Source organism: Microcella alkaliphila, from assembly GCF_002355395.1.
Taxonomy (GTDB): domain Bacteria; phylum Actinomycetota; class Actinomycetes; order Actinomycetales; family Microbacteriaceae; genus Microcella; species Microcella alkaliphila_A.
This window is the reverse complement of sequence record NZ_AP017315.1, coordinates 517,537-537,638: the sequence shown is the minus strand read 5'-3', so window position 1 is coordinate 537,638 and position 20,102 is coordinate 517,537. Positions and strand designations below refer to the sequence as shown.

Here is a 20,102-nt window from a genome sequence, read left to right as displayed (position 1 = left end):
GTGTTCTATACGTCCTTGGAAGCGGGGCCGCGTTACTGCGCGACCTGGTCGAGGGTGTAGGCCGTGGGCTGCTGCGCGGCGTGCGGGTGCTCGGCGCCGGCGTAGACCTTCAGCTTCTTGATCTGGGCGCGGCCGAGCGAGTTCTTCGGCAGCATGCCGCGGATCGCCTTCTCGACGGCGCGGACGGGGTTCTTCTCGAGCAGCTCGGAGTACGAGGTGGCCGTGAGGCCGCCCGGGTAGCCGGAGTGGCGGTAGGCCTTCTTCTGCTCAAGCTTCGACCCGGTCAGGGCAACCTTGCTCGCGTTGACGATGATGACGAAGTCACCCATGTCCATGTGCGGGGCGAAGGTCGGCTTGTGCTTGCCGCGCAGGAGGGTGGCGGCGTGGCTGGCGAGTCGGCCGAGCACCACGTCGGTGGCGTCGATGACGACCCAGTTCCGCTGGATGTCAGCGGGGGTGGGGCTGAATGTGCGCGTCACAGTGCGTACTTTCTTGTCGAGGTGTTCGTGAATCCCGCTCCGGTGGGGGTTCTCGCGTCGATGACGGGGGAACGCCCGCGGTGGAGGGCTCAACTGGATGCCCGTCGGCGACGGACACCAAGGGGTTAGCTTACGGCAGTGGCGCGCCGTCGGCAATTTCGCGTTTGGCGCGGGTCTGCTGCGCTCGGGCGGCGAGCTCGTGATCGGGCGGGTAACCGACCTCGACGAGAGTGAGCCCGTGGGGTGCGACGACGGGGAACAGGCTCGTGCGCGCGGCCTCGTCACGCGCGGCGACGAGCTGCTCGACGCTCAGCGCGCCGCGCCCGACGGCGATCGCGGCGCCGACGAGCGAGCGGACCATCGAGTGGCAGAAGGCGTCGGCGCGCACGGTCGCGACGAGCGCGCCGTCGTCCGTCTCTCGCCACGCGTACTGCTGCAGCGTGCGAACCGTGGTGGCACCCTCGCGGGGCTTGCAGAACGCGCCGAAGTCGCGCAGCCCGAGGAGGGCATCCGCCGCCGTGTTCATGGCGTCGAGGTCGAGCGTGTCGCGCACCGCGAGGGTGTCGTGGCGGCGCCGCGGGTCGCGCGGGGCGCGCCCGTCGGCGAGCCGATACTCGTAGCGGCGCCAGACGGGTGAGAAGCGCGCGTCGAACCCCGCGGGGGCGAGGGATGCGCGGTGCACGACGATGTCTCCGTCGCGTCCCACGATCCCTCCGAGCCGCCGCGCGAGCACGTCGGCCGGGCTGAGGGCAGCGTGCTTTGTTCGCGCACCGCGGTCGGGGCGGGCGAGCGCGGCGAACCGTGCCGCGTCGAGGTCGACGTGCAGCACCTGGCCGGTGGCGTGCACGCCGGCGTCGGTTCGACCGGCGACAACCACGCGTGGCCGAATGTCGCCGTCCCGGCTGAACAGTGTGGCCAGGGCGGACTCGATCTCTCCTTGCACGGTGCGCAGACCGGGCTGGGCCGCCCAGCCCGCGAAGGCGGAACCGTCGTACGCGAGGTCGATGCGCACGCGCACGACCTGCGCGTCGTCGTGCCCCTCACGGTTATCCACAGCTGGCGAGTCTACGGCGCGGCGGGTTTGACGGCCCGTCTGCGCCCGCGCGACCCTTGACGCACGATGTCTTCCAGCGCTCCACCTCTCGCTCTGCGCGGCCGGCTTCCCGGCCTCGACGCACTGCGGGCGCTGGCGGTTCTCCTGGTGCTCGGCTACCACCTGTTCCCCGGCCTCATTCCGGGCGGGTTCGTCGGCGTGGATGTCTTCTTCGTCGTCAGCGGCTACCTCATCACCGCGCTTCTGCTGCACGAGCGTCGCCGAACGGGTCGCATCGCGTTGCGCGCGTTCTGGGCTCGACGCGCGCGCCGACTGCTGCCCGCGCTCGCGCTCGTTGTCATGTCGACGGCAACCCTCGCGTCACTGATCGGCGGCGACGTTCTCGTCGGTATGGGCTGGCAGTTGCTCGGCGCGGCGACGTTCACGAGCAACTGGGTGGCGATCAGCGCCGGGTCGAGTTACCTCGACCAGACGAGCCCCGAACTGTTCCGGCACCTCTGGTCGCTCTCCGTCGAGGAGCAGTTCTACCTCCTGTGGCCGATCGTCGTGATCGCGCTGCTCGCACTCCCCCTGAGGCGCTGGATGCTCGTGGCACTGCCGCTTGCCATCGCCGCCTGGTCGGCGCTCGCGATGGCCGCTGCCGCGGGTGACCCGGCGCTCGACGGCGGCGCGGCCGCGTCGGCGGCCTACCTGTCGACCCTGACGCACGGCTTCGGCTTGCTCGCCGGGGCGGCCCTGGCGCTCGGACGTGACCCGCTCACGCAGCCCCGCGCGCTGCTGGGCCGCGCGTCGACGCCCGTCGGCGTCGCCGCGGTCGCGGGAGTGGTGGCGGTTGCGCTGTCGACGAGTATCGACGACCCGAGTGCGTACCGCGGCGGAATGGCGCTCGCGGTCGCTCTCACCGTGGTGGCGATCCTGGCGCTGGAGCGACGCGAGTCTCTGGCCGCTCGAGCGGCCGAGTCGTCGCCGCTCGTGTGGGTGGGCGAGCGCTCCTACGGGCTGTACCTCTGGCACTGGCCCCTCTGGGTGCTGGGGCTTGCGCTCGTCCCCGGCCTCGACCGCACAGGGTCGGGGGCGTGGGGCCTCGGCGCCGCCGTGCTTGCGCTGTCTGTGCTGCTCGCGGCGCTCAGCTACCGTTTCGTCGAGCTGCCCATCCGCCGCCGCGAGTTGCTCGCGCCTGCCCGCGCGGCGGGCGGGAAGCGCGAGGGCGCCGCCGTCGCGACCGTCGCGGTGGCCTTGGCGCTGCTCGTCGCCGGCACGGGGGCCGCACTGCAGCGCTCCCCCGCGACGTCCGAGGCGGCAGACCTGATCACCGCGGGCCAGCTCGCCGTCGACACGGCCGAGCAGCCGCGGGGTGCCGGCACATCACCTTCGCCGTCTCCCGATTCGGTGCCTGCGACGGCGCCGCGACCCTCGACCGAGCCCGAGCCGGAACCCGAACCAGAACTAGAACCCGAACCCGAACCGGCTCCGGAGGACACCCCCGCTCCGTTGCCGACCGGGGACCAGATCATCGCCTTCGGCGACTCCGTCATGTTGGCGGCAGCCCCCGCGCTCATTGACGAGTTTCCCGGCATCGCCGTCGACGCCACGGTCGGTCGGCAGATGTGGTCGATGCCCGAGGTGATCGAAGAGGCGGCCGCGGCCGGCGCGCTCCGCGACGTCGTCATTATTGGCGTCGGGGCGAACGGCCTCATCAGCCAGTCCGACCTCGACCGCGTCATCGGTGCGGTCGGCGACCGCAAACTGGTCGTCGTGACGGCCTCGGCTCCCCGCGGATGGATCGACGAGTCCAACACGCGTTTGCACGAGACGGCGCGGGCCCACCGCACGGTGGAGGTCGCCGATTGGGACGCGACCATTTCGGGGCGTCTGGATTTGCTGGCCGGTGACCAGGTGCATCCCGGCCCGACGGGCAGCGCGCTGTATTCGGGTGAGATCCGCGAGGCGCTGCAGAGACTCGCTGATTTGCCCCCGCTGCCTCCTCCACCAGACCCGAACCGCTACGACGAGAACCCCAACTGGCAGCGCCCGGTCTAGAACCCCGCGCGCTCAGTACAGCCGGCGATACGCCACGTCGCGGGCGACCGCGGCGAAACCGAGCCGCTCGTACACGCCGAGCGCGCCCGTCGGGTTCGCCGTGTCGACATCGAGCACGGCCAGCTCGAGGCCCTGGGCGCGGTAGGCGCGCATGACGTCGACGAGCAACGCGCTCGCCAACCCTTTGCCGCGCCACTCCCGCACCGTCCCGACGAGGCCGATGTAGCCGCTCGATCGGCCCATGCGCGCCCAGTCTTCTTCGTTGACGTCGGTCGTGATGAAGCCGACGACCTCGTCGCCGGCGAGCGCGACCCGGCTGAGTTCAGGGCGGAAGGTCGGCAGACCCTGCCACGACTCCCACCCTTCGCGCGTGGCGGGCTGCGACCCCCAGTGGTCCGCGAAGGCCGCATTCTTTGCCGCGCGGGCGCCCTCGCTGAATCGGGGCGACCACGGCTCGAGGCGCATGCCGTCGGGCAGGTCGCGCGGTTCGAGGGCCGCGCCGGCGAGCTCAGCGTGCAGGGTGGTGAAGTAGCGCGAGGGGCTGTAGCCGGCACGCTCGAGCAGTCGCCCGTGTTCCGGCGAGCGATCGGCGGCGTACGACAGCACCCAGCCGGGGATCGTGAGGTCGAGCTCGGCGAGCAGCTGCTCGGCGCGGGCGGTCTGCCAGGCGAGCAGTTGCCAGCCCAGCCCGCGACCGCGGTGTTCCGGGTGCACGCCTCCGCTGAGCCAGACCCGCGCATAGTCGACAGGCTCGGGTGCGCGCATCGCCATCCCGTGCGCGATCATCCGGCCGTCGGCGTCTTCCGCGACCACGCTGTCGCGGGCAACGTCGACGTACGAGTGGCCGAACGTTTCCGCGATCTCGTCGGCCGTTTCGCTCCAGTCGGGGTGGTCGCGCTCAGCCATCGCGGACAAGAGCGTCGCGATCGACTCGACGTCGTCATCGCGAGTGGCCCGCCATGTGACCCCTGTGGGTCCGGTCAACTCGGGCAATGTGGTCGCGGGGATGCGCGCGGCCAGCGGGCGGGAGGCATCAATCTCGCCCGCTCCGCTTTCGATCAGGGAGTCGGTCACGCCGACAACAGTAGAGCCCCGCCCGGGTACCCGGGCGGGGCTCTACAGAACCGTTACAGCGCGGTGACTACTTGGTCTCCTCGGCCGACTCGTCGGCAGGGGCATCCGTCGCCTCGTCAGTGCTGGTCTCGTCTGCAGCCGTCTCGTCAGCGGCGGCGTCCTCGGCCGGAGCCTCGGCCGTCTCCTCGACGGTCTCGTCGGCCGGAGCTTCCTCGGCGGCGGGCGCCGGCGCCGCGGCAGCCGACTTCTTCGCCGACTTCGGCTTCGGGTTCACGGGCTCGAGAACGAGCTCGATCACGGCCATGGGAGCGTTGTCGCCCTTGCGGTTGCCGATCTTCGTGATGCGGGTGTAGCCACCCTCGCGCTCGGCGACGAGCGGCGCGATCTCGGTGAAGAGCTCGTGCACGGCGCTCTTGTCGCGGATCACCGTCATGACGCGACGGCGAGCGTGCAGGTCGCCGCGCTTCGCGAACGTAATGAGGCGCTCGGCCAGCGGACGCAGACGCTTCGCCTTCGTCTCGGTGGTGGTGATGCGCTTGTGCGTGAACAGCGCGGTGGCGAGGTTCGCCAGCAGCAGGCGCTCGTGCGCCGGACCGCCTCCGAGGCGGGGACCCTTGGTGGGCTTAGGCATGATCGTGGTTCTCCTGTGTGGGGTTCGTCAGTGACAGTTCTGGGGGTGAGCGGTGACGAACCCGTTAGTTGGTCTCGTCGTCGTAGCTGTAGAACGCGGCTCCGTCGAAGCCGGGGACGGCGTCCTTCAGCGACAGACCCATCTCGACGAGCTTGTCCTTGACCTCATCGACCGACTTCTGGCCGAAGTTGCGGATGTTCATGAGCTGGGTCTCCGACAGGGCGACGAGCTCGCTGACCGTGTTGATGCCCTCGCGCTTCAGGCAGTTGTAGCTGCGCACCGAGAGGTCGAGGTCCTCGATCGGCATCGAGAGCTCGTTCGAGAGCACGGCGTCGACCGGGGCGGGCCCGATCTCGATGCCCTCGGCCTGCGTGTTCAGCTCGCGGGCAAGACCGAACAGCTCGACGAGGGTGCGGCCGGCCGAGGCGACGGCATCGCGGGGGCTGATCGCGGGCTTCGTCTCGACGTCGACGACGAGGCGGTCGAAGTCGGTGCGCTCGCCGGCACGGGTGGCCTCGACGCGGTAGGTGACCTTCAGCACGGGCGAGTAGATCGAGTCGACCGGAATCTGGCCGGCCTCGCTGAACTCGCTTCGGTTCTGGGTCGCCGAGACGTAGCCGCGGCCACGCTCGATGGTCAGCTCGAGTTCAAACTTGGCGCTGTCATTCAGAGTCGCGATGACGAGCTCGGGATTGTGGATCTCGACGCCGGCGGGGGCGGAGATGTCGGCGGCGGTGACCTCACCGGCACCCGTCTTGCGCAGGTAGGCGGTGATCGGCTCGTCGTGCTCGCTCGAGACGACGAGCTGCTTGATGTTGAGGATGATCTCGGTGACATCCTCCTTCACGCCGTCGATCGTGCTGAACTCGTGCAGCACGCCGTCGATGCGGATGCTCGTCACGGCTGCACCGGGAATCGACGACAGCAGCGTGCGACGCATGGAGTTGCCGAGCGTGTAGCCGAAGCCGGGCTCGAGGGGTTCGATGATGAACCGCGACCGGAATTCGGAGACGTTCTCCTCGGTCAGAGTGGGACGCTGTGCGATGAGCACTATGGGTTCCTTTCGGCGAAGTGTCCGCTATATGACACTTGTTGCGCGACGAGGGCGGATCTCGTCGAGTGTGTTGAGTTATCGAAAGCTGGGGCGAGCGGATGCGCGGGGCGCGTCAGAAACGCACCGCGCGCATCCGATCGAGGGATGCACGGGGTGCGTTACCTAGACGCGGCGACGCTTCGGCGGGCGGCAGCCGTTGTGCGCCTGCGGCGTCACGTCGCTGATCGAGCCCACCTCGAGGCCGGCGGCCTGAAGCGAACGAATCGCGGTCTCGCGGCCCGAACCGGGGCCCTTGACGAACACGTCGACCTTCTTCATGCCGTGCTCCTGCGCCTGGCGCGCGGCCGACTCGGCGGCGAGCTGGGCGGCAAACGGCGTCGACTTGCGCGAGCCCTTGAAGCCGACCTGGCCGGACGACGCCCAGCTGATGACGGCGCCGCTCGGGTCGGTGATCGACACGATCGTGTTGTTGAACGTCGACTTGATGTGGGCCTGGCCGACGGCGATGTTCTTCTTGTCCTTGCGGCGGGGCTTGCGCGCGGCCGACTTGGGTGCTGCCATGGTCTTCTCCTAAACCTGTGGGATACGCGGGTCGCGGCGGGGCCGGACTAGCGAGCCTTCTTCTTGCCGGCGACGGTGCGCTTCGGGCCCTTGCGGGTGCGCGCGTTGGTCTTGGTGCGCTGACCGCGCACCGGCAGGCCGCGGCGGTGGCGCAGGCCCTCGTACGAACCGATCTCGACCTTGCGGCGAATGTCGGCGGCGACCTCACGGCGAAGGTCACCCTCCACCTTGTAGGTGCCTTCGATGTGGTCGCGGAGAGCGACGAGCTGGTCGTCGGTCAGATCCTTGACGCGGACGTTGCGGTCGATACCGGTCGCGGCGAGCGTTTCGGTCGCGCGGGTCCGGCCGACTCCGTAGATGTAGGTCAGGGCGACTTCCACGCGCTTATCGCGGGGAATGTCGACTCCGGCAAGACGGGCCATGATGGCTCCTTACAGGGTTTCGTGGAAGGTGTGGAGCAGTTTCGGTGCCCGGGCCTTCCGCCCGAGGTGTCCCCCGCACGGGTGCGGGTTCTGAGACTGCCGTGTGTTCGTATTCAGTTGTGAGTCGTGGGGTGCGCCCGCTTTAGCCCTGGCGTTGCTTGTGGCGCGGGTTCTCGCAGATGACCATCACGTTGCCGTGGCGGCGAATCACCTTGCACTTGTCGCAGATGGGCTTGACGCTGGGGTTGACCTTCATGGTTCTCTCGTTCTTGTTGTATCGCTGGCCTCGTGCTCCGGGTGGATTCCCGGGCCGTTCCTTACCCAGCGCGCACTGCTTACTTGTAGCGGTAGACGATCCGGCCGCGGGTCAGGTCGTAGGGGCTCAGCTCAACGATCACGCGGTCCTCGGGGAGGATGCGGATGTAGTGCTGGCGCATCTTGCCCGAAATGTGGGCAAGAACCTTGTGGCCGTTGGTCAGCTCGACGCGGAACATCGCGTTGGGCAGCGCTTCGACCACCGAGCCTTCGATCTCGATGACACCGTCTTTTTTGGCCATAGCCTCTTCGTCGCAAATAAGGGGAGTGTGCACTGGTCGTGCGGATGCGGTGCCCAGCGGCTCAGTGTCGTCTGCACGGCGACTGCTGATCGCGGCACGCCGAAGCGGGCCGAAAGCACCAAAGGGAAAGCTTAGGTGATGGAACGCGTCACGGCAAGTCGCGAACGGACAGGGCATCCAGGATGCGCCCGGTCACCTCGTCGATCTCGCCGATGCCGTCGACCTTGGTGAGCATCCCGCGCTCGGCGTAGACGTCGATGAGGGGAGCCGTCTGCTTCGCGTACACGTCGAGGCGGTGGCGAACCACGTTCTCGTCGTCGTCGGCGCGGCCCTGATCGACGGCACGCTTCTTCAGGCGCTCGACCACGATGTCGGGGTCGGCGACCAGTTCGACGACCGCGTCGAGTGCGACACCCTTCTCGGCGAGGAACTCGTCGAGCGCGCGCACCTGGTCGGTCGTGCGGGGGTAGCCGTCGAGCAGGAAACCCTCGGCGCAGTCGGGCTGGCTCAGCCGGTCGCGCACCAGGTCGTTCGTCACCTCGTCTGGCACGTTGTCGCCCGCGTCCATGAACGCTTTGGCCTTGAGCCCGAGCTCGGTCTCGTCGCGCAGATTCTGCCGGAAGATGTCGCCGGTCGAGATGGCGGGAATTCCGAAGTGCGCGGTCAGCCGGCCAGCCTGTGTGCCCTTTCCGGCTCCGGGCGGGCCGATCAGGAGGAGGCGGCGGGTCACTTCAGCAGGCCTTCGTAGTGGCGCTGCTGCAGCTGCGCGTCGATCTGCTTCACCGTCTCGAGGCCTACGCCGACGATGATCAGGATGCTCGCCCCACCAAACGGGAAGTTCTGGTTGGCACCCACCGACGCGAAGGCGATGAGCGGAATCAGGGCGACAAGACCCAGGTAGAGCGATCCCGGCAGCGTGATGCGGGTGAGCACGTAGTCGAGGTACTCGGCGGTCGGACGACCGGCGCGGATGCCGGGAATGAAGCCGCCGTACTTCTTCATGTTGTCGGCGACGTCCTCCGGGTTGAAGGTGATCGCGACGTAGAAGTAGGTGAAGCCGACGATGAGCAGGAAGTACACGACCATGTACAGCCAGTTGTCGCCCGAGATGAAGTTGTTCTGAATCCAGACGACCCACTCGGGGGCGGTCTCGCCCGCGGCTGGCTGGTTGAACTGCGCAATCAGGGCGGGCAGGTACAGCAGCGACGAGGCGAAGATGACGGGCACGACGCCGGCCATGTTCACCTTGATCGGGATGTACGTGTTGTTTCCGCCGTAGGTGCGGCGGCCGACCATGCGCTTGGCGTACTGCACGGGCACGCGGCGCTGCGACTGCTCGACGAAGACGACCGCGGCCATGACGACGAGGCCGAGGGCCAGCACGATGACGAAGATCTCGAAGCCCTGGGCGACCTGGATGCCCCACAGCGCCGACGGGAAGGTCGCCGCGATCGAGACGAAGATCAGCAGCGACATGCCGTTGCCGATTCCGCGCTCGGTGATGAGCTCGCCGAGCCACATGATGAGGCCGGTGCCCGCGGTCATGGTGATGACCATGAGCAGGATCGCGTACCAGCTGTCGTTCGTGATGAGCTGCGAGCACTGCGGCACACCCGACGTCGTCGGGAACAGCGCACCGGCGCGGGCGACCGTGATGAGCGTGGTCGACTGCAGGATCGCGAGCGCGATCGTCATGTAGCGCGTGTACTGCGTGAGCTTCGCCTGGCCCGCCTGGCCCTCCTTGTAGAGGGACTCGAAGTGAGGGATGACGACGCGGAGCAGCTGCGTGATGATCGACGCGGTGATGTACGGCATGATGCCGAGCGCGAAGATCGACAGCTGCAGCAGAGCACCGCCGCTGAAGAGGTTGACGAGCTGGTAGAGGCCCGTGGCGCCTTCGTTGCCCGCGAGACACAGTTGCACGTTCTGGTAGTCGACGAACGGCGCGGGGATGAACGAACCCAGACGGAAGATCGCGACGATTCCGAGAGTGAACCCGATCTTCCGGCGGAGGTCGGGCGTCTTGATGATTCGCCCGATAGCTCTGAACACGAGACCTCCCGTAAAAAAACATGGGCATCCCGTGGCCCGGCGGCTCGGGATGCTGGCCCGAATGGGCCGAAGCCGGGCGGCCCCGAAGGGCCGCCCGAGCGGCTACTGAATGGAACCGCCGGCCGCGACGATCTTCTGCTCGGCAGAGCGGGAGACCTTGTCGACGGTCACGTTCAGCTTAACCGCAATGTCCCCGTTGCCGAGAACCTTGACCTTCTCGTTCTTGCGCACAGCACCCTTGGCCACGAGGTCGGAGACGGTGACGTCGCCGCCCTTCGGGTACAGCTCGGCGAGCTTCGCCAGGTTGACGACCTGGTACTCGACCCGGAACGGGTTCGTGAAACCACGCAGCTTCGGCGCACGCATCACGAAGTTGAGCTGACCACCCTGGAAGCCGGGGCGCACGGTGTTGCGGGCCTTCGTGCCCTTCGTGCCGCGACCCGCGGTCTTACCCTTCGAGCCTTCACCACGACCCACGCGGGTGCGGTCCTTCTTGGCACCCGCGGCGGGCCGCAGGTGGTGAACCTTCAGCACCTGCGGGCGGGCGGCGTCGGTCGACTCCGCCTTCTTCGCGGGGGCCTTCTTGGCGGGAGCCTTCTTCTCCGCGGCGGGAGCGTCAGCCTTAGCCGTGGTGGCAGCCTTCTCGGCGGCCGGCTTCTTGGCGGCGGGAGCCTTCTTCGCGGGAGCCTTGTCAGCATCCGCCTTGGCCGCAGCCGGCTTCTTCTCGGCGGCCGGCTTCGAGGCTGCAGGAGCCTTCTTCGCCGGGGCCTTCTTCTCTTCTTCAGCCATTAGTCAATCTCCTCGACCGTCACGAGGTGCGCGACCGTCTTGACGTACCCACGGTTGGCCGGGGTGTCCTCGCGCACGACACTGTCGCCGATGCGCTTGAGGCCCAGGCTGCGCAGGGTGTCGCGCTGGTTCTGCTTCTCGCTGATTACGGACTTGATCTGGGTCACCTTGAGGCGCTGAGCCATCATGCACCCGCCTTTCCGGCTGCGGCCTTCGCGGCCTCGGCCTCGGCGCGGACGAGACGGGCGGGAGCCACGTCTTCGAAGTCCAGGCCACGGCGAGCGGCGACGGCGCGGGGCTCCTCGAGCATCTTCAGCGCCTCGACGGTCGCGTGAACGATGTTGATCGTGTTCGACGAACCGAGCGACTTGCTCAGAACGTCGTGGATTCCGGCGCACTCAAGCACGGCGCGCACCGGACCACCGGCGATAACACCGGTACCGGCGGCGGCGGGACGCAGCAGCACGACGCCGGCCGCGGCCTCACCCTGCACGGGGTGCGGGATCGTCTGGGCGACGCGGGGAACGCGGAAGAAGTTCTTCTTCGCCTCCTCGACGCCCTTCGAGATCGCGGTCGGAACCTCGCGGGCCTTGCCGTAGCCGACGCCGACCATGCCGTTGCCGTCACCGACGACGACGAGAGCGGTGAAGCTGAAGCGACGACCACCCTTGACGACCTTCGAAACGCGGTTGATCGTCACGACGCGCTCGAGGAAGGGGCTCTTCTCGGTCTCGCGCGCACCGCGGTCGCGGCCCTGGTTGCGGTCGCGGCCACCACGACGCGGCTCGCGCGTCTCAGTGGTGTTCGACTGCGACGACGCAGCGGTCTCCACGGGGGCCTCTGCCGCCACGGTCTGCTCCTTCGCGTTGTTGGTGAATTCTGTCTCGCTCACAGGCTCAACCCTGCCTCTCGCGCTCCATCGGCGATCGCCGCAACGCGTCCGGCGTAACGGTTACCACCCCGGTCGAAGACGACTGCCTCCACACCGGCATTCTTCGCACGCTCGGCGAGCAGCTCGCCCACCTTGCGCGCCTTCGCGGTCTTGTCGCCGTCGAACGTGCGGAGGTCGCCCTCCATGGTCGACGCGCTGGCGAGGGTGTGACCCTTGCTGTCGTCGACGATCTGCACGAACACGTGGCGCGCCGAGCGCGTCACGACGAGACGGGGACGCTCGGCCGTGCCCACGACCCGCTTGCGCAGACGCGCGTGGCGACGGCTCTTCGCGGCCGTCTTGCTCTTCCCTCGAGTACCGAGACCCATGGTTACTTACCAGCCTTTCCGGCCTTGCGGCGAACGACCTCGCCCGCGTAGCGGATGCCCTTGCCCTTGTACGGCTCGGGCTTGCGGATCTTGCGAATGTTCGCGGCGACCTCGCCCACGGCCTGCTTGTCGATGCCGCTGACGGTGAGCTTGTTGTTGCCTTCGACGGTGAACGTGATGCCCGCGGGCGGGTCGACCGTCACCGGGTGTGAGAAGCCGAGTGCGAACTCGACCGAGGAACCCTTGGCCTGCACACGGTAACCGGTGCCGACGACCTCGAGACCCTTCGAGTAGCCCTGCGTCACGCCGATGATCTGGTTCGCGATCAGCGTGCGGGTCAGGCCGTGCAGCGAGCGCGAGTTGCGCTCGTCGTCGGGACGGGTCACGACGACCTGGCCCTCCTCGATAGCGACCTCGATGGGGCTCGCCACGGTGAGCGACAGCTCACCCTTCGGGCCCTTGACGGTGACGGCCTGGCCGTCGATCTTCACGTCGACTCCCCCGGGGATGTCGATCGGCATGCGTCCAATACGTGACATGACGGATCACCACACGTAGGCGAGGACTTCCCCACCCACGCCCTTCTGCGTCGCCTCGCGGTCGGTCAGAAGACCCGAGGAGGTGGACAGGATCGCGACGCCGAGGCCACCCAGAACGTGGGGAATCTCGGTCGACTTCGCGTAGACACGAAGGCCGGGCTTCGACACGCGCTTGATGCCGGCAATCGACCGCTCGCGGTTGGGGCCGTACTTCAGCGACAGGGTGAGGGTCTTGCCGACGCGGGCGTCTTCGACGGCCCAGTCGGTGATGTAGCCCTCGCGCTTGAGGATTTCCGCGAGGCCGGTCTTCAGCTTGGAGCTGGGCATCGACACGGACTCGTGGTGCGCCGAGTTGGCGTTGCGCAGTCTGGTCAGCATGTCTGCGACCGGATCTGTCATCGTCATGATGGATGTTTCCTGTTCTCGTCCGGTTTCGACACCCGGTACACCGGGGCCGACCTAGGCGATCGGGGTCCGCGGATGCGGACCGAGTGGAGTGTTACTGAGGAGCGTCGGCGGCCGTGAAGGGGAAGCCGAGAGCGCGCAGCAGGGCGCGACCCTCGTCGTCCGTCTTCGCGGTCGTGACGACGGTGATGTCGAAGCCGCGAACGCGGTCGATCTTGTCCTGGTCGATCTCGTGGAACACGCTCTGCTCCGTAAGACCGAAGGTGTAGTTGCCGTTGCCGTCGAACTGGCGGTCACTCAGACCGCGGAAGTCGCGGATGCGCGGCAGCGCGAGCGACACGAGACGGTCCATGAACTCCCACGCGCGGTCGCCACGCAGCGTGACGTGCGCGCCGATCGGCATGCCGTCGCGCAGCTTGAACTGGGCGATCGACTTGCGGGCCTTCGTGACCTGCGGCTTCTGACCCGTGATGAGGGTCAGGTCGCGGATCGCGCCGTCGATGACCTTCGAGTCGCGAGCGGCCTCGCCCACACCCGTGTTCACGACGATCTTGACGATCTTCGGAACCTGGTGGGGGTTCGTGTAGCCGAACTCGTCGGTCAGCTGCTTCGTGATCTCCGAGCGGTACTTCTGCTTGAGACGCGGCTGAATCTTGGCCGGCGCCGTAGCGGTGTCAGTCATTAGAGCTTCTCACCCGACTTCTTGGCGTAGCGCACGCGGACGCTCTTCTTCACACCGTTCTTCTCGACGGTTTCCTCGCGGTAACCGATGCGCGTGGGCTTCTTGGTCTTGGGGTCGACGACCGCGACGTTCGAGACGTGAATGGGCGCCTCGTGCGTCTCGATGCCGCCGGTCTTGGTGCCGCGCTGCGTCTGGCCGACGCGCACGTGCTTCGTGACGAGGTTGATGCCCTCGACGATGACGCGGTCCTTGTCAGCGAGCACCTCGATGACGCGACCCTGCTTGCCGCGGTCTCCGCCGCGGTCCTCGGTCGCGCCCGAGATCACCTGGACGAGGTCGCCCTTTTTGATCTTGGCCATGGGTTACAGCACCTCCGGTGCGAGCGAGACGATCTTCATGAACTTCTTGTCGCGAAGCTCACGGCCGACCGGTCCGAAGATGCGGGTACCGCGGGGGTCTCCGTCGTTCTTCAGGATCACGGCGGCGTTCTCATCGAACTTGATGTACGAGCCGTCGGCGCGACGGGTCTGCTTGACCGTGCGCACGATGACGGCCTTGACGACGTCGCCCTTCTTGACGTTGCCGCCGGGGATCGCGTCCTTGACGGTCGCGACGATCACGTCGCCGAGGCCGGCGTAGCGACGGCCGGAGCCACCGAGCACGCGAATGGTGAGCAGCTCCTTGGCGCCGGTGTTGTCGGCGACCTTGACTCTGGATTCCTGCTGAAGCATTTCCTACTCCTTTGGGTCAAGCAGGCGGAGGCCTACTTGGCCTTCTCGAGGATCTCGACGAGGCGCCAGCGCTTCGTGGCGGACAGGGGGCGGGTCTCGTTGATGAGCACGAGGTCGCCGATGCCGGCGCTGTTCTGCTCGTCGTGAGCCTTCACCTTGGAGGTGCGGCGGATGACCTTGCCGTAGAGCGGGTGCTTCACGCGGTCCTCCACCTCGACAACGATGGTCTTGTCCATCTTGTCGCTGACGACGTAGCCACGGCGGGCCTTGCGGTACCCACGGGCGTCGGCGTCGCGGACGTCGTGCTCGGCCGACTCGTGGCCGGGCTCAGCCTTCTTGGTCGTCGCCATTAGTTGTTCTCCTCGGTCTTCTCGTCGGCCGAGGCCTTATCGGCCTTCTTGGTCGACTTCTTCGCCGGCTTCTCGGGCGCCTCGATGGGCGCGGGCGTGGCACGGATGCCCAGCTCGCGCTCACGGATGACCGTGTAGATCCGGGCGATGTCGCGCTTCACGGCGCGCAGGCGGCCGTGGCTCTCGAGCTGACCGGTCGCGGCCTGGAAGCGCAGGTTGAACAGCTCTTCCTTCGCGCGCTTCAGCTCGTCGAGCAGGCGCTCGTCTTCAAAAGTGTCGAGCTCGGCGGGTGCCAGCTCCTTGGATCCGACGGCCATTACGCGTCGCCCTCCTCGCGCTTGATGATGCGTGCCTTGAGGGGCAGCTTGTGAATTGCACGGGTCATCGCTTCGCGGGCCAGCTCCTCGCTGACACCCGCGACCTCGAACAGGACGCGACCCGGCTTGACGTTGGCGACCCACCACTCGGGCGAACCCTTACCGGAACCCATGCGGGTTTCGGCCGGCTTCTTGGTCAGCGGGCGGTCGGGGTAGATGTTGATCCACACCTTTCCACCACGCTTGATGTGACGGGTCATGGCGATACGAGCGGACTCGATCTGCCGGTTGGTGACGTACGCGGGAGTGAGGGCCTGGATGCCGAACTCGCCAAACGCCACGGTGGTGCCGCCGGTTGCGTGACCACCGCGCTTGGGGTGGTGCTGCTTGCGGTACTTGACCTTGCGGGGAATCAGCATTGTTCCTAGCCTTCCGCTCCGGCCGCGACCGGCGCCTCAGCGGCGGCCGGACGGCCGCCGCGGCGGCCGCCGCGGTCCGAGTCACGACGCTCCGGGCGCGACGACTTCTGAGCCGCCTGCTCGCGAGCGAGTTCCTTGTTGGTGATGTCGCCCTTGTAGATCCAGACCTTCACGCCGATGCGGCCGAAGGTGGTCTTGGCCTCGTAGAAGCCGTAGTCGATGTTCGCGCGCAGCGTGTGCAGCGGCACACGACCCTCGCGGTAGAACTCCGAGCGGCTCATCTCGGCGCCGCCGAGGCGGCCCGAAACCTGGATGCGAACGCCCTTGGCGCCGGCGCGCTGTGCGCCCTGCAGACCCTTGCGCATCGCACGGCGGAACGCCACGCGGGCGCTCAGCTGCTCGGCAATGCCCTGGGCGACCAGTTGCGCTTCGGCCTCGGGGTTCTTCACCTCGAGGATGTTCAGCTGGATCTGCTTGCCGGTGAGCTTCTCGAGGTCGGCGCGGATGCGCTCGGCCTCGGCGCCACGGCGACCGATCACGATGCCCGGGCGAGCGGTGTGGATGTCGACGCGAACGCGGTCACGGGTGCGCTCGATCTCGATGCGGGCAACGCCAGCGCGGTCGAGGCTCGTGGTGAGCATCCGACGGATCTTGACGTCCTCCGCCACGTAGTCGGAGTAGCGCTGTCCGGGCTTGGTGCTGTCGGAGAACCAGCGCGACACGTGGTCGGTGGTGATTCCGAGACGGAAACCGTACGGGTTGACTTTCTGACCCATGTCTACTTGCTCGCCTTCTTCTTGCCGGTGCTCGAGCCCTCAGCCGCAGCCAGCACGTCAGGGGTCGACAGGACGACCGTGATGTGGCTGGTGCGCTTGTTGATGCGGAACGCTCGGCCCTGGGCGCGCGGCTGGAACCGCTTCAGGGTCGTTCCCTCGTCGACGAATGCGCGCGACACGTACAGGTCTTGCTCGTCGAGGAAGGTGTTCTCGGCATCCGCCTTCACCCGGGCGTTGGCGATGGCCGACGCGACGAGCTTGTAGACGGGCTCGCTCGCACCCTGGGGCGCGAACTTCAGGATGGCCAGGGCCTCGAGGGCCTGCTTGCCGCGGATCAGGTTGACGACGCGACGGGCCTTCTGGGGGGTAACGCGGATGTGTCGCACGCGGGCGATCGACTCCACCATTTCTCTCCTCCTTCTTCGCCTCCGCGGTTAGCGGCGGCGACCCTTCTTGTCGTCCTTCTCGTGTCCACGGAAGGTGCGGGTGGGCGCGAACTCGCCGAGCTTGTGCCCGACCATGGTCTCGGTCACGAACACGGGGATGTGCTTGCGGCCGTCGTGCACGGCGATGGTGTGCCCGAGCATGGCGGGGACGATCATCGAACGGCGCGACCAGGTCTTGATGACGTTCTTGCTGTTGGTCTCGTTCTGCGTGACCACCTTGCGAAGCAGGTGGTCGTCGACGAACGGGCCCTTCTTGAGACTGCGAGGCATTCTTCTCGACTCCTACTAGCGCTTCTTACCGACGGTGCGGCGACGGACGATGAGCTTGTCGCTGGGCTTGTTCGGGCGACGGGTACGACCCTCCGCCTGACCCCAGGGGCTGACCGGGTGACGACCACCACTGGTCTTACCCTCACCACCACCGTGCGGGTGGTCGACCGGGTTCATGGCCACACCACGCACGGTCGGGCGGACGCCCTTCCAGCGCTTACGGCCGGCCTTACCCCAGTTGATGTTCGACTGCTCGGCGTTGCCCACCTCGCCGACGGTCGCGCGGCAGCGCGCGTCGACGTTGCGGATCTCGCCCGAGGGCAGACGCAGCTGGGCGTACGGGCCGTCCTTCGCGACGAGGCGAACGGCGGCTCCGGCCGAGCGGGCCATCTTCGCGCCGCCACCGGGGCGCAGCTCGATGGCGTGCACGACGGTACCGACGGGGATGTTGCGCAGCGGCAGGTTGTTGCCGGGCTTGATGTCGGCGCCGGGACCCGACTCGACGATGTCGCCCTGCTTCAGCTTGTTCGGCGCCAGGATGTAGCGCTTCGTGCCGTCCACGAAGTGCAGCAGCGCGATGCGCGCCGTGCGGTTCGGGTCGTACTCGATGTGCGCAACCTTGGCGTTGACGCCGTCCTTGTCGTTACGACGGAAGTCGATGACGCGGTACTGGCGCTTGTGGCCACCACCGATGTGACGGGTCGTGATGCGACCGGTGTTGTTGCGGCCACCGGTCTTCGGCAGCGGCCGGAGAAGCGACTTCTCGGGGGTCGAGCGCGTGATCTCGGCGAAATCAGCGACCGACGAACCACGACGACCGGGGGTCGTCGGCTTGTACTTGCGAATAGCCATTGTCTGTCGTCCTTCGTCTAGCCGACGGCCGTGAAGATGTCGATGGAGCCCGACTTCAGGGTCACGATGGCGCGCTTGGTGTCCTTGCGCTTGCCGGTGCCGAAGCGGGTGCGGCGGGTCTTGCCCGAGCGGTTGAGCGTGTTCACCGAGGCGACCTTGACGCCAAAGATCTTCTCGATCGCGAACTTGATCTCCGTCTTGTTCGCACGCGGGTCAACGAGGAAGGTGTACTTGCCGTCGTCGATGAGCGCGTAGCTCTTCTCGCTCACGACCGGCGCGATGATGACGTCGCGCGGGTCCTTGTTCTGGGCGGTGGTGTGGATGCTCAACGCTCGACCTCTTCCTTCTTGGTCTTGCTGGCGACGAACGCCTCGTACGCCGACTTCGTGAAGACGATGTCGTCGCTGACCAGAACGTCATAGGCGTTCAGCTGGTCGGGCGTGATGACGTGCAGGTCCTTTAGGTTGCGGACGCTCTTCAGCGCCAGCTCGTCGTCGCGCTCGATCACGACGAGGACCTTGCGGCCCGCGGTGAGCGAGGCGATGACCGATGCGGCAGCCTTCGTCGAGGGGGCGTCCGATCCGAACGACTCGACGATGTGCAGGCGGTCGCCGCGAGCGCGGTCCGAGAGAGCGCCGAGCAGAGCCGCGGCGATCATCTTCTTCGGGGTGCGCTGCGAGTAGTCGCGCGGCTTCGGGCCGTGCACGGTGCCACCACCGGTGTGCTCCGGAGCGCGGACCGAACCCTGACGGCTACGGCCGGTGCCCTTCTGCTTGAACGGCTTGCGACCCGAGCCCGAAACTTCACCACGGGTCTTGGTCGAGTGGGTGCCCTGACGCGCGGCGGCGAGCTGGGCGACGACCACCTGGTGCAGTAGCGGCACGTTGGTCTGAACGTCGAACACGTTCGCGGGCAGGTCGACCGAGCCGGTCTTCTTGCCGGCGGCGTCGACGATGTCGAGTGAGGTAGCCATGGCGGTTACGCCCCCTTCACGGCGTTGCGGACGAACACGAGACGACCGCGGGCGCCGGGAACGGCACCCTTGATGAGCAGCAGGCCCTTCTCGGCGTCAACCGAGTGGACGGTGAGGTTGAGCACCGACACGCGCTCGCCGCCCATGCGACCGGCCATGCGCATCCCCTTGAAAACGCGGCTCGGCGTCGCCGAGGCGCCGATCGAACCGGGCTTGCGGTGGTTACGGTGGGCACCGTGCGAAGCGGAGACACCCTTGAAGTTGTGGCGCTTCATGACGCCGGCGAAGCCCTTGCCCTTGCTGGTGCCGACAACGTCGACTTTCTGGCCGGCCTCGAACACGTCGACGGTCAGCTCCTGGCCGGGGGTGTACTCAGCGGCGTCCGCGGTGCGGATCTCGGTGAGGTGACGGCGCGGCGTGGTGCCGGCCTTCTCGAAGTGGCCGCTGAGCGGCTTGGTGACCTTGCGGGGGTCGATCGCGCCGTAGGCGATCTGCACGGCCTCGTAACCGTCGACCTCGGCGGTGCGCACCTGCGTCACCACGTTCGGGGCGATCGAGACAACGGTGACGGGAACGAGCGTGTTGTTCTCGTCCCACACCTGCGTCATGCCGAGCTTCGTGCCCAGCAGACCCTTGGTCGTCTTAGTAGCAGACATGTCCGGGTTCCTTAGAGCTTGATCTCGATGTTGACGTCGGCGGGCAGGTCGAGACGCATGAGCGAGTCGACGGCCTTCGGCGTCGGGTCAATGATGTCGATGAGCCGCTTGTGCGTGCGCTTCTCGAAGTGCTCGCGGCTGTCCTTGTACTTGTGGGGCGAACGGATAACGGCCACCACGTTCTTCTCCGTGGGGAGGGGCACGGGGCCCACGACGGTCGCTCCGGCACGGGTAACCGTGTCGACGATCTTGCGCGCCGACGCGTCGAGACCAGCGTGGTCATACGACTTCAGTCGAATGCGGATCTTCTGTCCCGCCATGCTCAACTCTCTTCCTTGTTGGATTGGGCGCAGCCCTTAGGCCATACCCAGCGCGGAGCGCTATCGCTGTCGCACCACTGTTTTTCTGTCAAACGTCAACCGGCTGCCTTCGCCCCGCGCGCAAGAGTGAATCTCTTGTGAGCGGCGGATACCAACGTGCGCGATCTCCGCATGTCACCGGCCCGTACGCGATGGGCTGTTGTGGCCACTCGCGCGCACTCCTCAGCGCGCAGGAATTCACCTGCGAATCTGAGGGGGTCGGTTTACGCTGTGTTCTGCTACCCGCGGCCTAGGTTCCCGGCGTTCCGCACCTGCGGTTCGCTCGTCCTATGCACTGCCTGGCAGTGAGCCGCACGACGAGGCGCGGCGTATTGAACTAGGAAAGTCTGCCAC

Annotated in this window: 32 protein-coding genes; 1 reads left to right on the top strand and 31 read right to left on the bottom strand. The window is 67.3% G+C overall.

All coding sequences use genetic code 11. The features are described from left to right. Positions 1 to 32: 32 nt before the first annotated feature. A complete protein-coding gene (rplM, locus tag CPY97_RS02580) occupies positions 33 to 479 on the bottom strand; it encodes a 50S ribosomal protein L13 (RefSeq protein ID WP_096420579.1) in 447 nt (148 codons plus the stop codon). Between the two features lie 130 nt (positions 480 to 609). Further along, positions 610 to 1,533 carry a tRNA pseudouridine synthase A gene (locus tag CPY97_RS02575; RefSeq protein ID WP_231924012.1) on the bottom strand — a complete coding sequence of 308 codons (924 nt, stop codon included), beginning with the start codon at positions 1,531 to 1,533 and terminating at the stop codon, positions 610 to 612. Positions 1,534 to 1,599: 66 nt separating this feature from the next. On the opposite strand from CPY97_RS02575, the gene CPY97_RS02570 reads away from it, so the two are divergent. Further along, positions 1,600 to 3,573, top strand: a complete 1,974-nt coding sequence (locus tag CPY97_RS02570) for an acyltransferase family protein (RefSeq protein WP_096420577.1) — start codon at positions 1,600 to 1,602, stop codon at positions 3,571 to 3,573. A 12-nt stretch (positions 3,574 to 3,585) separates the two neighbouring features. Here CPY97_RS02570 and CPY97_RS02565 read toward each other — a convergent pair whose 3' ends face one another. From CPY97_RS02565 to rpsJ, 29 genes are all read right to left on the bottom strand, one after another. Next, positions 3,586 to 4,647, bottom strand: coding sequence for a GNAT family N-acetyltransferase (locus tag CPY97_RS02565; RefSeq protein ID WP_096420575.1), 1,062 nt, complete (start codon positions 4,645 to 4,647; stop codon positions 3,586 to 3,588). A 67-nt stretch (positions 4,648 to 4,714) separates the two neighbouring features. Continuing rightward, positions 4,715 to 5,278, bottom strand: coding sequence for a 50S ribosomal protein L17 (gene rplQ, locus CPY97_RS02560; RefSeq protein ID WP_096420573.1), 564 nt, complete (start codon positions 5,276 to 5,278; stop codon positions 4,715 to 4,717). Positions 5,279 to 5,342: 64 nt separating this feature from the next. Continuing rightward, the gene (locus CPY97_RS02555) at positions 5,343 to 6,329 is read right to left on the bottom strand and encodes a DNA-directed RNA polymerase subunit alpha (protein WP_096420571.1); all 987 of its coding nucleotides are present in this window, start codon (positions 6,327 to 6,329) and stop codon (positions 5,343 to 5,345) included. A 165-nt stretch (positions 6,330 to 6,494) separates the two neighbouring features. Next, entirely contained in the window at positions 6,495 to 6,893 is a 399-nt protein-coding gene (gene rpsK, locus CPY97_RS02550) for a 30S ribosomal protein S11 (protein WP_096420569.1), read from the bottom strand. 47 nt (positions 6,894 to 6,940) lie between these two features. Beyond that, on the bottom strand, positions 6,941 to 7,315 hold the full coding sequence (gene rpsM / locus CPY97_RS02545) for a 30S ribosomal protein S13 (protein WP_096420567.1): 375 nt from the start codon (positions 7,313 to 7,315) through the stop codon (positions 6,941 to 6,943). Positions 7,316 to 7,457: 142 nt separating this feature from the next. Continuing rightward, positions 7,458 to 7,571, bottom strand: coding sequence for a 50S ribosomal protein L36 (gene rpmJ, locus CPY97_RS02540; protein ID WP_047561540.1), 114 nt, complete (start codon positions 7,569 to 7,571; stop codon positions 7,458 to 7,460). A gap of 79 nt (positions 7,572 to 7,650) precedes the next feature. Continuing rightward, positions 7,651 to 7,872, bottom strand: a complete 222-nt coding sequence (gene infA, locus CPY97_RS02535; RefSeq protein WP_021759551.1) for a translation initiation factor IF-1 — start codon at positions 7,870 to 7,872, stop codon at positions 7,651 to 7,653. A gap of 148 nt (positions 7,873 to 8,020) precedes the next feature. Then, positions 8,021 to 8,602 (bottom strand): adenylate kinase, encoded by a 582-nt coding sequence (locus CPY97_RS02530; RefSeq protein WP_096420565.1) that lies wholly within the window; start codon positions 8,600 to 8,602, stop codon positions 8,021 to 8,023. Then, complete coding sequence (secY, locus tag CPY97_RS02525; RefSeq protein ID WP_096420563.1) at positions 8,599 to 9,924, bottom strand: preprotein translocase subunit SecY; 1,326 nt, start codon at positions 9,922 to 9,924, stop codon at positions 8,599 to 8,601. Before secY ends, CPY97_RS02530 begins: the two co-directional genes overlap by 4 nt. 102 nt (positions 9,925 to 10,026) lie before the next feature. Further along, positions 10,027 to 10,713 (bottom strand): 50S ribosomal protein L15, encoded by a 687-nt coding sequence (gene rplO, locus CPY97_RS13640; RefSeq protein WP_096420562.1) that lies wholly within the window; start codon positions 10,711 to 10,713, stop codon positions 10,027 to 10,029. After that, the gene (gene rpmD, locus CPY97_RS02515) at positions 10,713 to 10,898 is read right to left on the bottom strand and encodes a 50S ribosomal protein L30 (protein WP_096420560.1); all 186 of its coding nucleotides are present in this window, start codon (positions 10,896 to 10,898) and stop codon (positions 10,713 to 10,715) included. The genes rplO and rpmD overlap by 1 nt, the downstream gene beginning before the upstream one ends. Next, the gene (gene rpsE / locus CPY97_RS02510) at positions 10,898 to 11,605 is read right to left on the bottom strand and encodes a 30S ribosomal protein S5 (RefSeq protein ID WP_419866111.1); all 708 of its coding nucleotides are present in this window, start codon (positions 11,603 to 11,605) and stop codon (positions 10,898 to 10,900) included. The genes rpmD and rpsE overlap by 1 nt, the downstream gene beginning before the upstream one ends. Next, complete coding sequence (rplR, locus tag CPY97_RS02505; protein ID WP_096420558.1) at positions 11,602 to 11,973, bottom strand: 50S ribosomal protein L18; 372 nt, start codon at positions 11,971 to 11,973, stop codon at positions 11,602 to 11,604. The genes rpsE and rplR overlap by 4 nt, the downstream gene beginning before the upstream one ends. Positions 11,974 to 11,975: 2 nt before the next feature. Continuing rightward, a complete protein-coding gene (rplF, locus tag CPY97_RS02500; RefSeq protein WP_096420556.1) occupies positions 11,976 to 12,512 on the bottom strand; it encodes a 50S ribosomal protein L6 in 537 nt (178 codons plus the stop codon). A gap of 6 nt (positions 12,513 to 12,518) precedes the next feature. Then, positions 12,519 to 12,917 carry a 30S ribosomal protein S8 gene (gene rpsH, locus CPY97_RS02495; RefSeq protein ID WP_096420555.1) on the bottom strand — a complete coding sequence of 133 codons (399 nt, stop codon included), beginning with the start codon at positions 12,915 to 12,917 and terminating at the stop codon, positions 12,519 to 12,521. A gap of 94 nt (positions 12,918 to 13,011) precedes the next feature. Then, on the bottom strand, positions 13,012 to 13,599 hold the full coding sequence (rplE, locus tag CPY97_RS02490) for a 50S ribosomal protein L5 (protein ID WP_096420553.1): 588 nt from the start codon (positions 13,597 to 13,599) through the stop codon (positions 13,012 to 13,014). Continuing rightward, positions 13,599 to 13,958, bottom strand: coding sequence for a 50S ribosomal protein L24 (gene rplX, locus CPY97_RS02485; RefSeq protein ID WP_096420551.1), 360 nt, complete (start codon positions 13,956 to 13,958; stop codon positions 13,599 to 13,601). Before rplX ends, rplE begins: the two co-directional genes overlap by 1 nt. 3 nt (positions 13,959 to 13,961) lie before the next feature. Then, positions 13,962 to 14,330, bottom strand: a complete 369-nt coding sequence (rplN, locus tag CPY97_RS02480; RefSeq protein ID WP_096420549.1) for a 50S ribosomal protein L14 — start codon at positions 14,328 to 14,330, stop codon at positions 13,962 to 13,964. 32 nt (positions 14,331 to 14,362) lie between these two features. Then, positions 14,363 to 14,680 carry a 30S ribosomal protein S17 gene (gene rpsQ / locus CPY97_RS02475; protein WP_096420547.1) on the bottom strand — a complete coding sequence of 106 codons (318 nt, stop codon included), beginning with the start codon at positions 14,678 to 14,680 and terminating at the stop codon, positions 14,363 to 14,365. Next, positions 14,680 to 14,997: a 50S ribosomal protein L29 gene (gene rpmC / locus CPY97_RS13785; protein ID WP_096420545.1), complete on the bottom strand. Its 318-nt coding sequence runs from the start codon at positions 14,995 to 14,997 to the stop codon at positions 14,680 to 14,682. Before rpmC ends, rpsQ begins: the two co-directional genes overlap by 1 nt. Then, positions 14,997 to 15,416: a 50S ribosomal protein L16 gene (gene rplP, locus CPY97_RS02465; protein ID WP_096420543.1), complete on the bottom strand. Its 420-nt coding sequence runs from the start codon at positions 15,414 to 15,416 to the stop codon at positions 14,997 to 14,999. Before rplP ends, rpmC begins: the two co-directional genes overlap by 1 nt. 5 nt (positions 15,417 to 15,421) lie before the next feature. Then, positions 15,422 to 16,192 carry a 30S ribosomal protein S3 gene (gene rpsC, locus CPY97_RS02460; RefSeq protein WP_096420541.1) on the bottom strand — a complete coding sequence of 257 codons (771 nt, stop codon included), beginning with the start codon at positions 16,190 to 16,192 and terminating at the stop codon, positions 15,422 to 15,424. 2 nt (positions 16,193 to 16,194) lie between these two features. Next, entirely contained in the window at positions 16,195 to 16,599 is a 405-nt protein-coding gene (rplV, locus tag CPY97_RS02455) for a 50S ribosomal protein L22 (protein ID WP_096420539.1), read from the bottom strand. 27 nt (positions 16,600 to 16,626) lie between these two features. Then, a complete protein-coding gene (gene rpsS / locus CPY97_RS02450; RefSeq protein ID WP_096420537.1) occupies positions 16,627 to 16,908 on the bottom strand; it encodes a 30S ribosomal protein S19 in 282 nt (93 codons plus the stop codon). 15 nt (positions 16,909 to 16,923) lie between these two features. Continuing rightward, a complete protein-coding gene (rplB, locus tag CPY97_RS02445; RefSeq protein ID WP_096420535.1) occupies positions 16,924 to 17,760 on the bottom strand; it encodes a 50S ribosomal protein L2 in 837 nt (278 codons plus the stop codon). Positions 17,761 to 17,777: 17 nt separating this feature from the next. Continuing rightward, a complete protein-coding gene (gene rplW / locus CPY97_RS02440) occupies positions 17,778 to 18,083 on the bottom strand; it encodes a 50S ribosomal protein L23 (protein WP_096423287.1) in 306 nt (101 codons plus the stop codon). A 2-nt stretch (positions 18,084 to 18,085) separates the two neighbouring features. Then, complete coding sequence (gene rplD, locus CPY97_RS02435) at positions 18,086 to 18,733, bottom strand: 50S ribosomal protein L4 (protein WP_096420533.1); 648 nt, start codon at positions 18,731 to 18,733, stop codon at positions 18,086 to 18,088. Positions 18,734 to 18,738: 5 nt separating this feature from the next. Beyond that, positions 18,739 to 19,389 (bottom strand): 50S ribosomal protein L3, encoded by a 651-nt coding sequence (rplC, locus tag CPY97_RS02430; RefSeq protein ID WP_096420531.1) that lies wholly within the window; start codon positions 19,387 to 19,389, stop codon positions 18,739 to 18,741. 11 nt (positions 19,390 to 19,400) lie between these two features. Next, on the bottom strand, positions 19,401 to 19,709 hold the full coding sequence (rpsJ, locus tag CPY97_RS02425; RefSeq protein WP_096420529.1) for a 30S ribosomal protein S10: 309 nt from the start codon (positions 19,707 to 19,709) through the stop codon (positions 19,401 to 19,403). Between the last annotated feature and the right edge of the window lie 393 nt (positions 19,710 to 20,102).

Coding starts and splice junctions, on each gene's coding strand:
- rpsM (WP_096420567.1), bottom strand. CDS start 7,315: ATGGCCCGTCTTGCCGGAGTCGACATTCCCCGCGATAAGCGCGTGGAA.
- rplV (WP_096420539.1), bottom strand. CDS start 16,599: ATGGTGGAGTCGATCGCCCGCGTGCGACACATCCGCGTTACCCCCCAG.
- rplF (WP_096420556.1), bottom strand. CDS start 12,512: ATGTCACGTATTGGACGCATGCCGATCGACATCCCCGGGGGAGTCGAC.
- rplX (WP_096420551.1), bottom strand. CDS start 13,958: ATGGCCAAGATCAAAAAGGGCGACCTCGTCCAGGTGATCTCGGGCGCG.
- rplR (WP_096420558.1), bottom strand. CDS start 11,973: ATGGGTCTCGGTACTCGAGGGAAGAGCAAGACGGCCGCGAAGAGCCGT.
- infA (WP_021759551.1), bottom strand. CDS start 7,872: ATGGCCAAAAAAGACGGTGTCATCGAGATCGAAGGCTCGGTGGTCGAA.
- rplO (WP_096420562.1), bottom strand. CDS start 10,713: ATGGCTGAAGAAGAGAAGAAGGCCCCGGCGAAGAAGGCTCCTGCAGCC.
- rplN (WP_096420549.1), bottom strand. CDS start 14,330: ATGCTTCAGCAGGAATCCAGAGTCAAGGTCGCCGACAACACCGGCGCC.
- rpmJ (WP_047561540.1), bottom strand. CDS start 7,571: ATGAAGGTCAACCCCAGCGTCAAGCCCATCTGCGACAAGTGCAAGGTG.
- rpmD (WP_096420560.1), bottom strand. CDS start 10,898: ATGGCTCAGCGCCTCAAGGTGACCCAGATCAAGTCCGTAATCAGCGAG.
- rplC (WP_096420531.1), bottom strand. CDS start 19,389: ATGTCTGCTACTAAGACGACCAAGGGTCTGCTGGGCACGAAGCTCGGC.
- rpsK (WP_096420569.1), bottom strand. CDS start 6,893: ATGGCAGCACCCAAGTCGGCCGCGCGCAAGCCCCGCCGCAAGGACAAG.
- rpsQ (WP_096420547.1), bottom strand. CDS start 14,680: ATGGCGACGACCAAGAAGGCTGAGCCCGGCCACGAGTCGGCCGAGCAC.
- rpmC (WP_096420545.1), bottom strand. CDS start 14,997: ATGGCCGTCGGATCCAAGGAGCTGGCACCCGCCGAGCTCGACACTTTT.
- rplP (WP_096420543.1), bottom strand. CDS start 15,416: ATGCTGATTCCCCGCAAGGTCAAGTACCGCAAGCAGCACCACCCCAAG.
- rpsC (WP_096420541.1), bottom strand. CDS start 16,192: ATGGGTCAGAAAGTCAACCCGTACGGTTTCCGTCTCGGAATCACCACC.
- rplB (WP_096420535.1), bottom strand. CDS start 17,760: ATGGCTATTCGCAAGTACAAGCCGACGACCCCCGGTCGTCGTGGTTCG.
- CPY97_RS02570 (WP_096420577.1), top strand. CDS start 1,600: ATGTCTTCCAGCGCTCCACCTCTCGCTCTGCGCGGCCGGCTTCCCGGC.
- rplE (WP_096420553.1), bottom strand. CDS start 13,599: ATGACTGACACCGCTACGGCGCCGGCCAAGATTCAGCCGCGTCTCAAG.
- rpsH (WP_096420555.1), bottom strand. CDS start 12,917: ATGACGATGACAGATCCGGTCGCAGACATGCTGACCAGACTGCGCAAC.
- rplQ (WP_096420573.1), bottom strand. CDS start 5,278: ATGCCTAAGCCCACCAAGGGTCCCCGCCTCGGAGGCGGTCCGGCGCAC.
- rpsJ (WP_096420529.1), bottom strand. CDS start 19,709: ATGGCGGGACAGAAGATCCGCATTCGACTGAAGTCGTATGACCACGCT.
- rplD (WP_096420533.1), bottom strand. CDS start 18,733: ATGGCTACCTCACTCGACATCGTCGACGCCGCCGGCAAGAAGACCGGC.
- rpsS (WP_096420537.1), bottom strand. CDS start 16,908: ATGCCTCGCAGTCTCAAGAAGGGCCCGTTCGTCGACGACCACCTGCTT.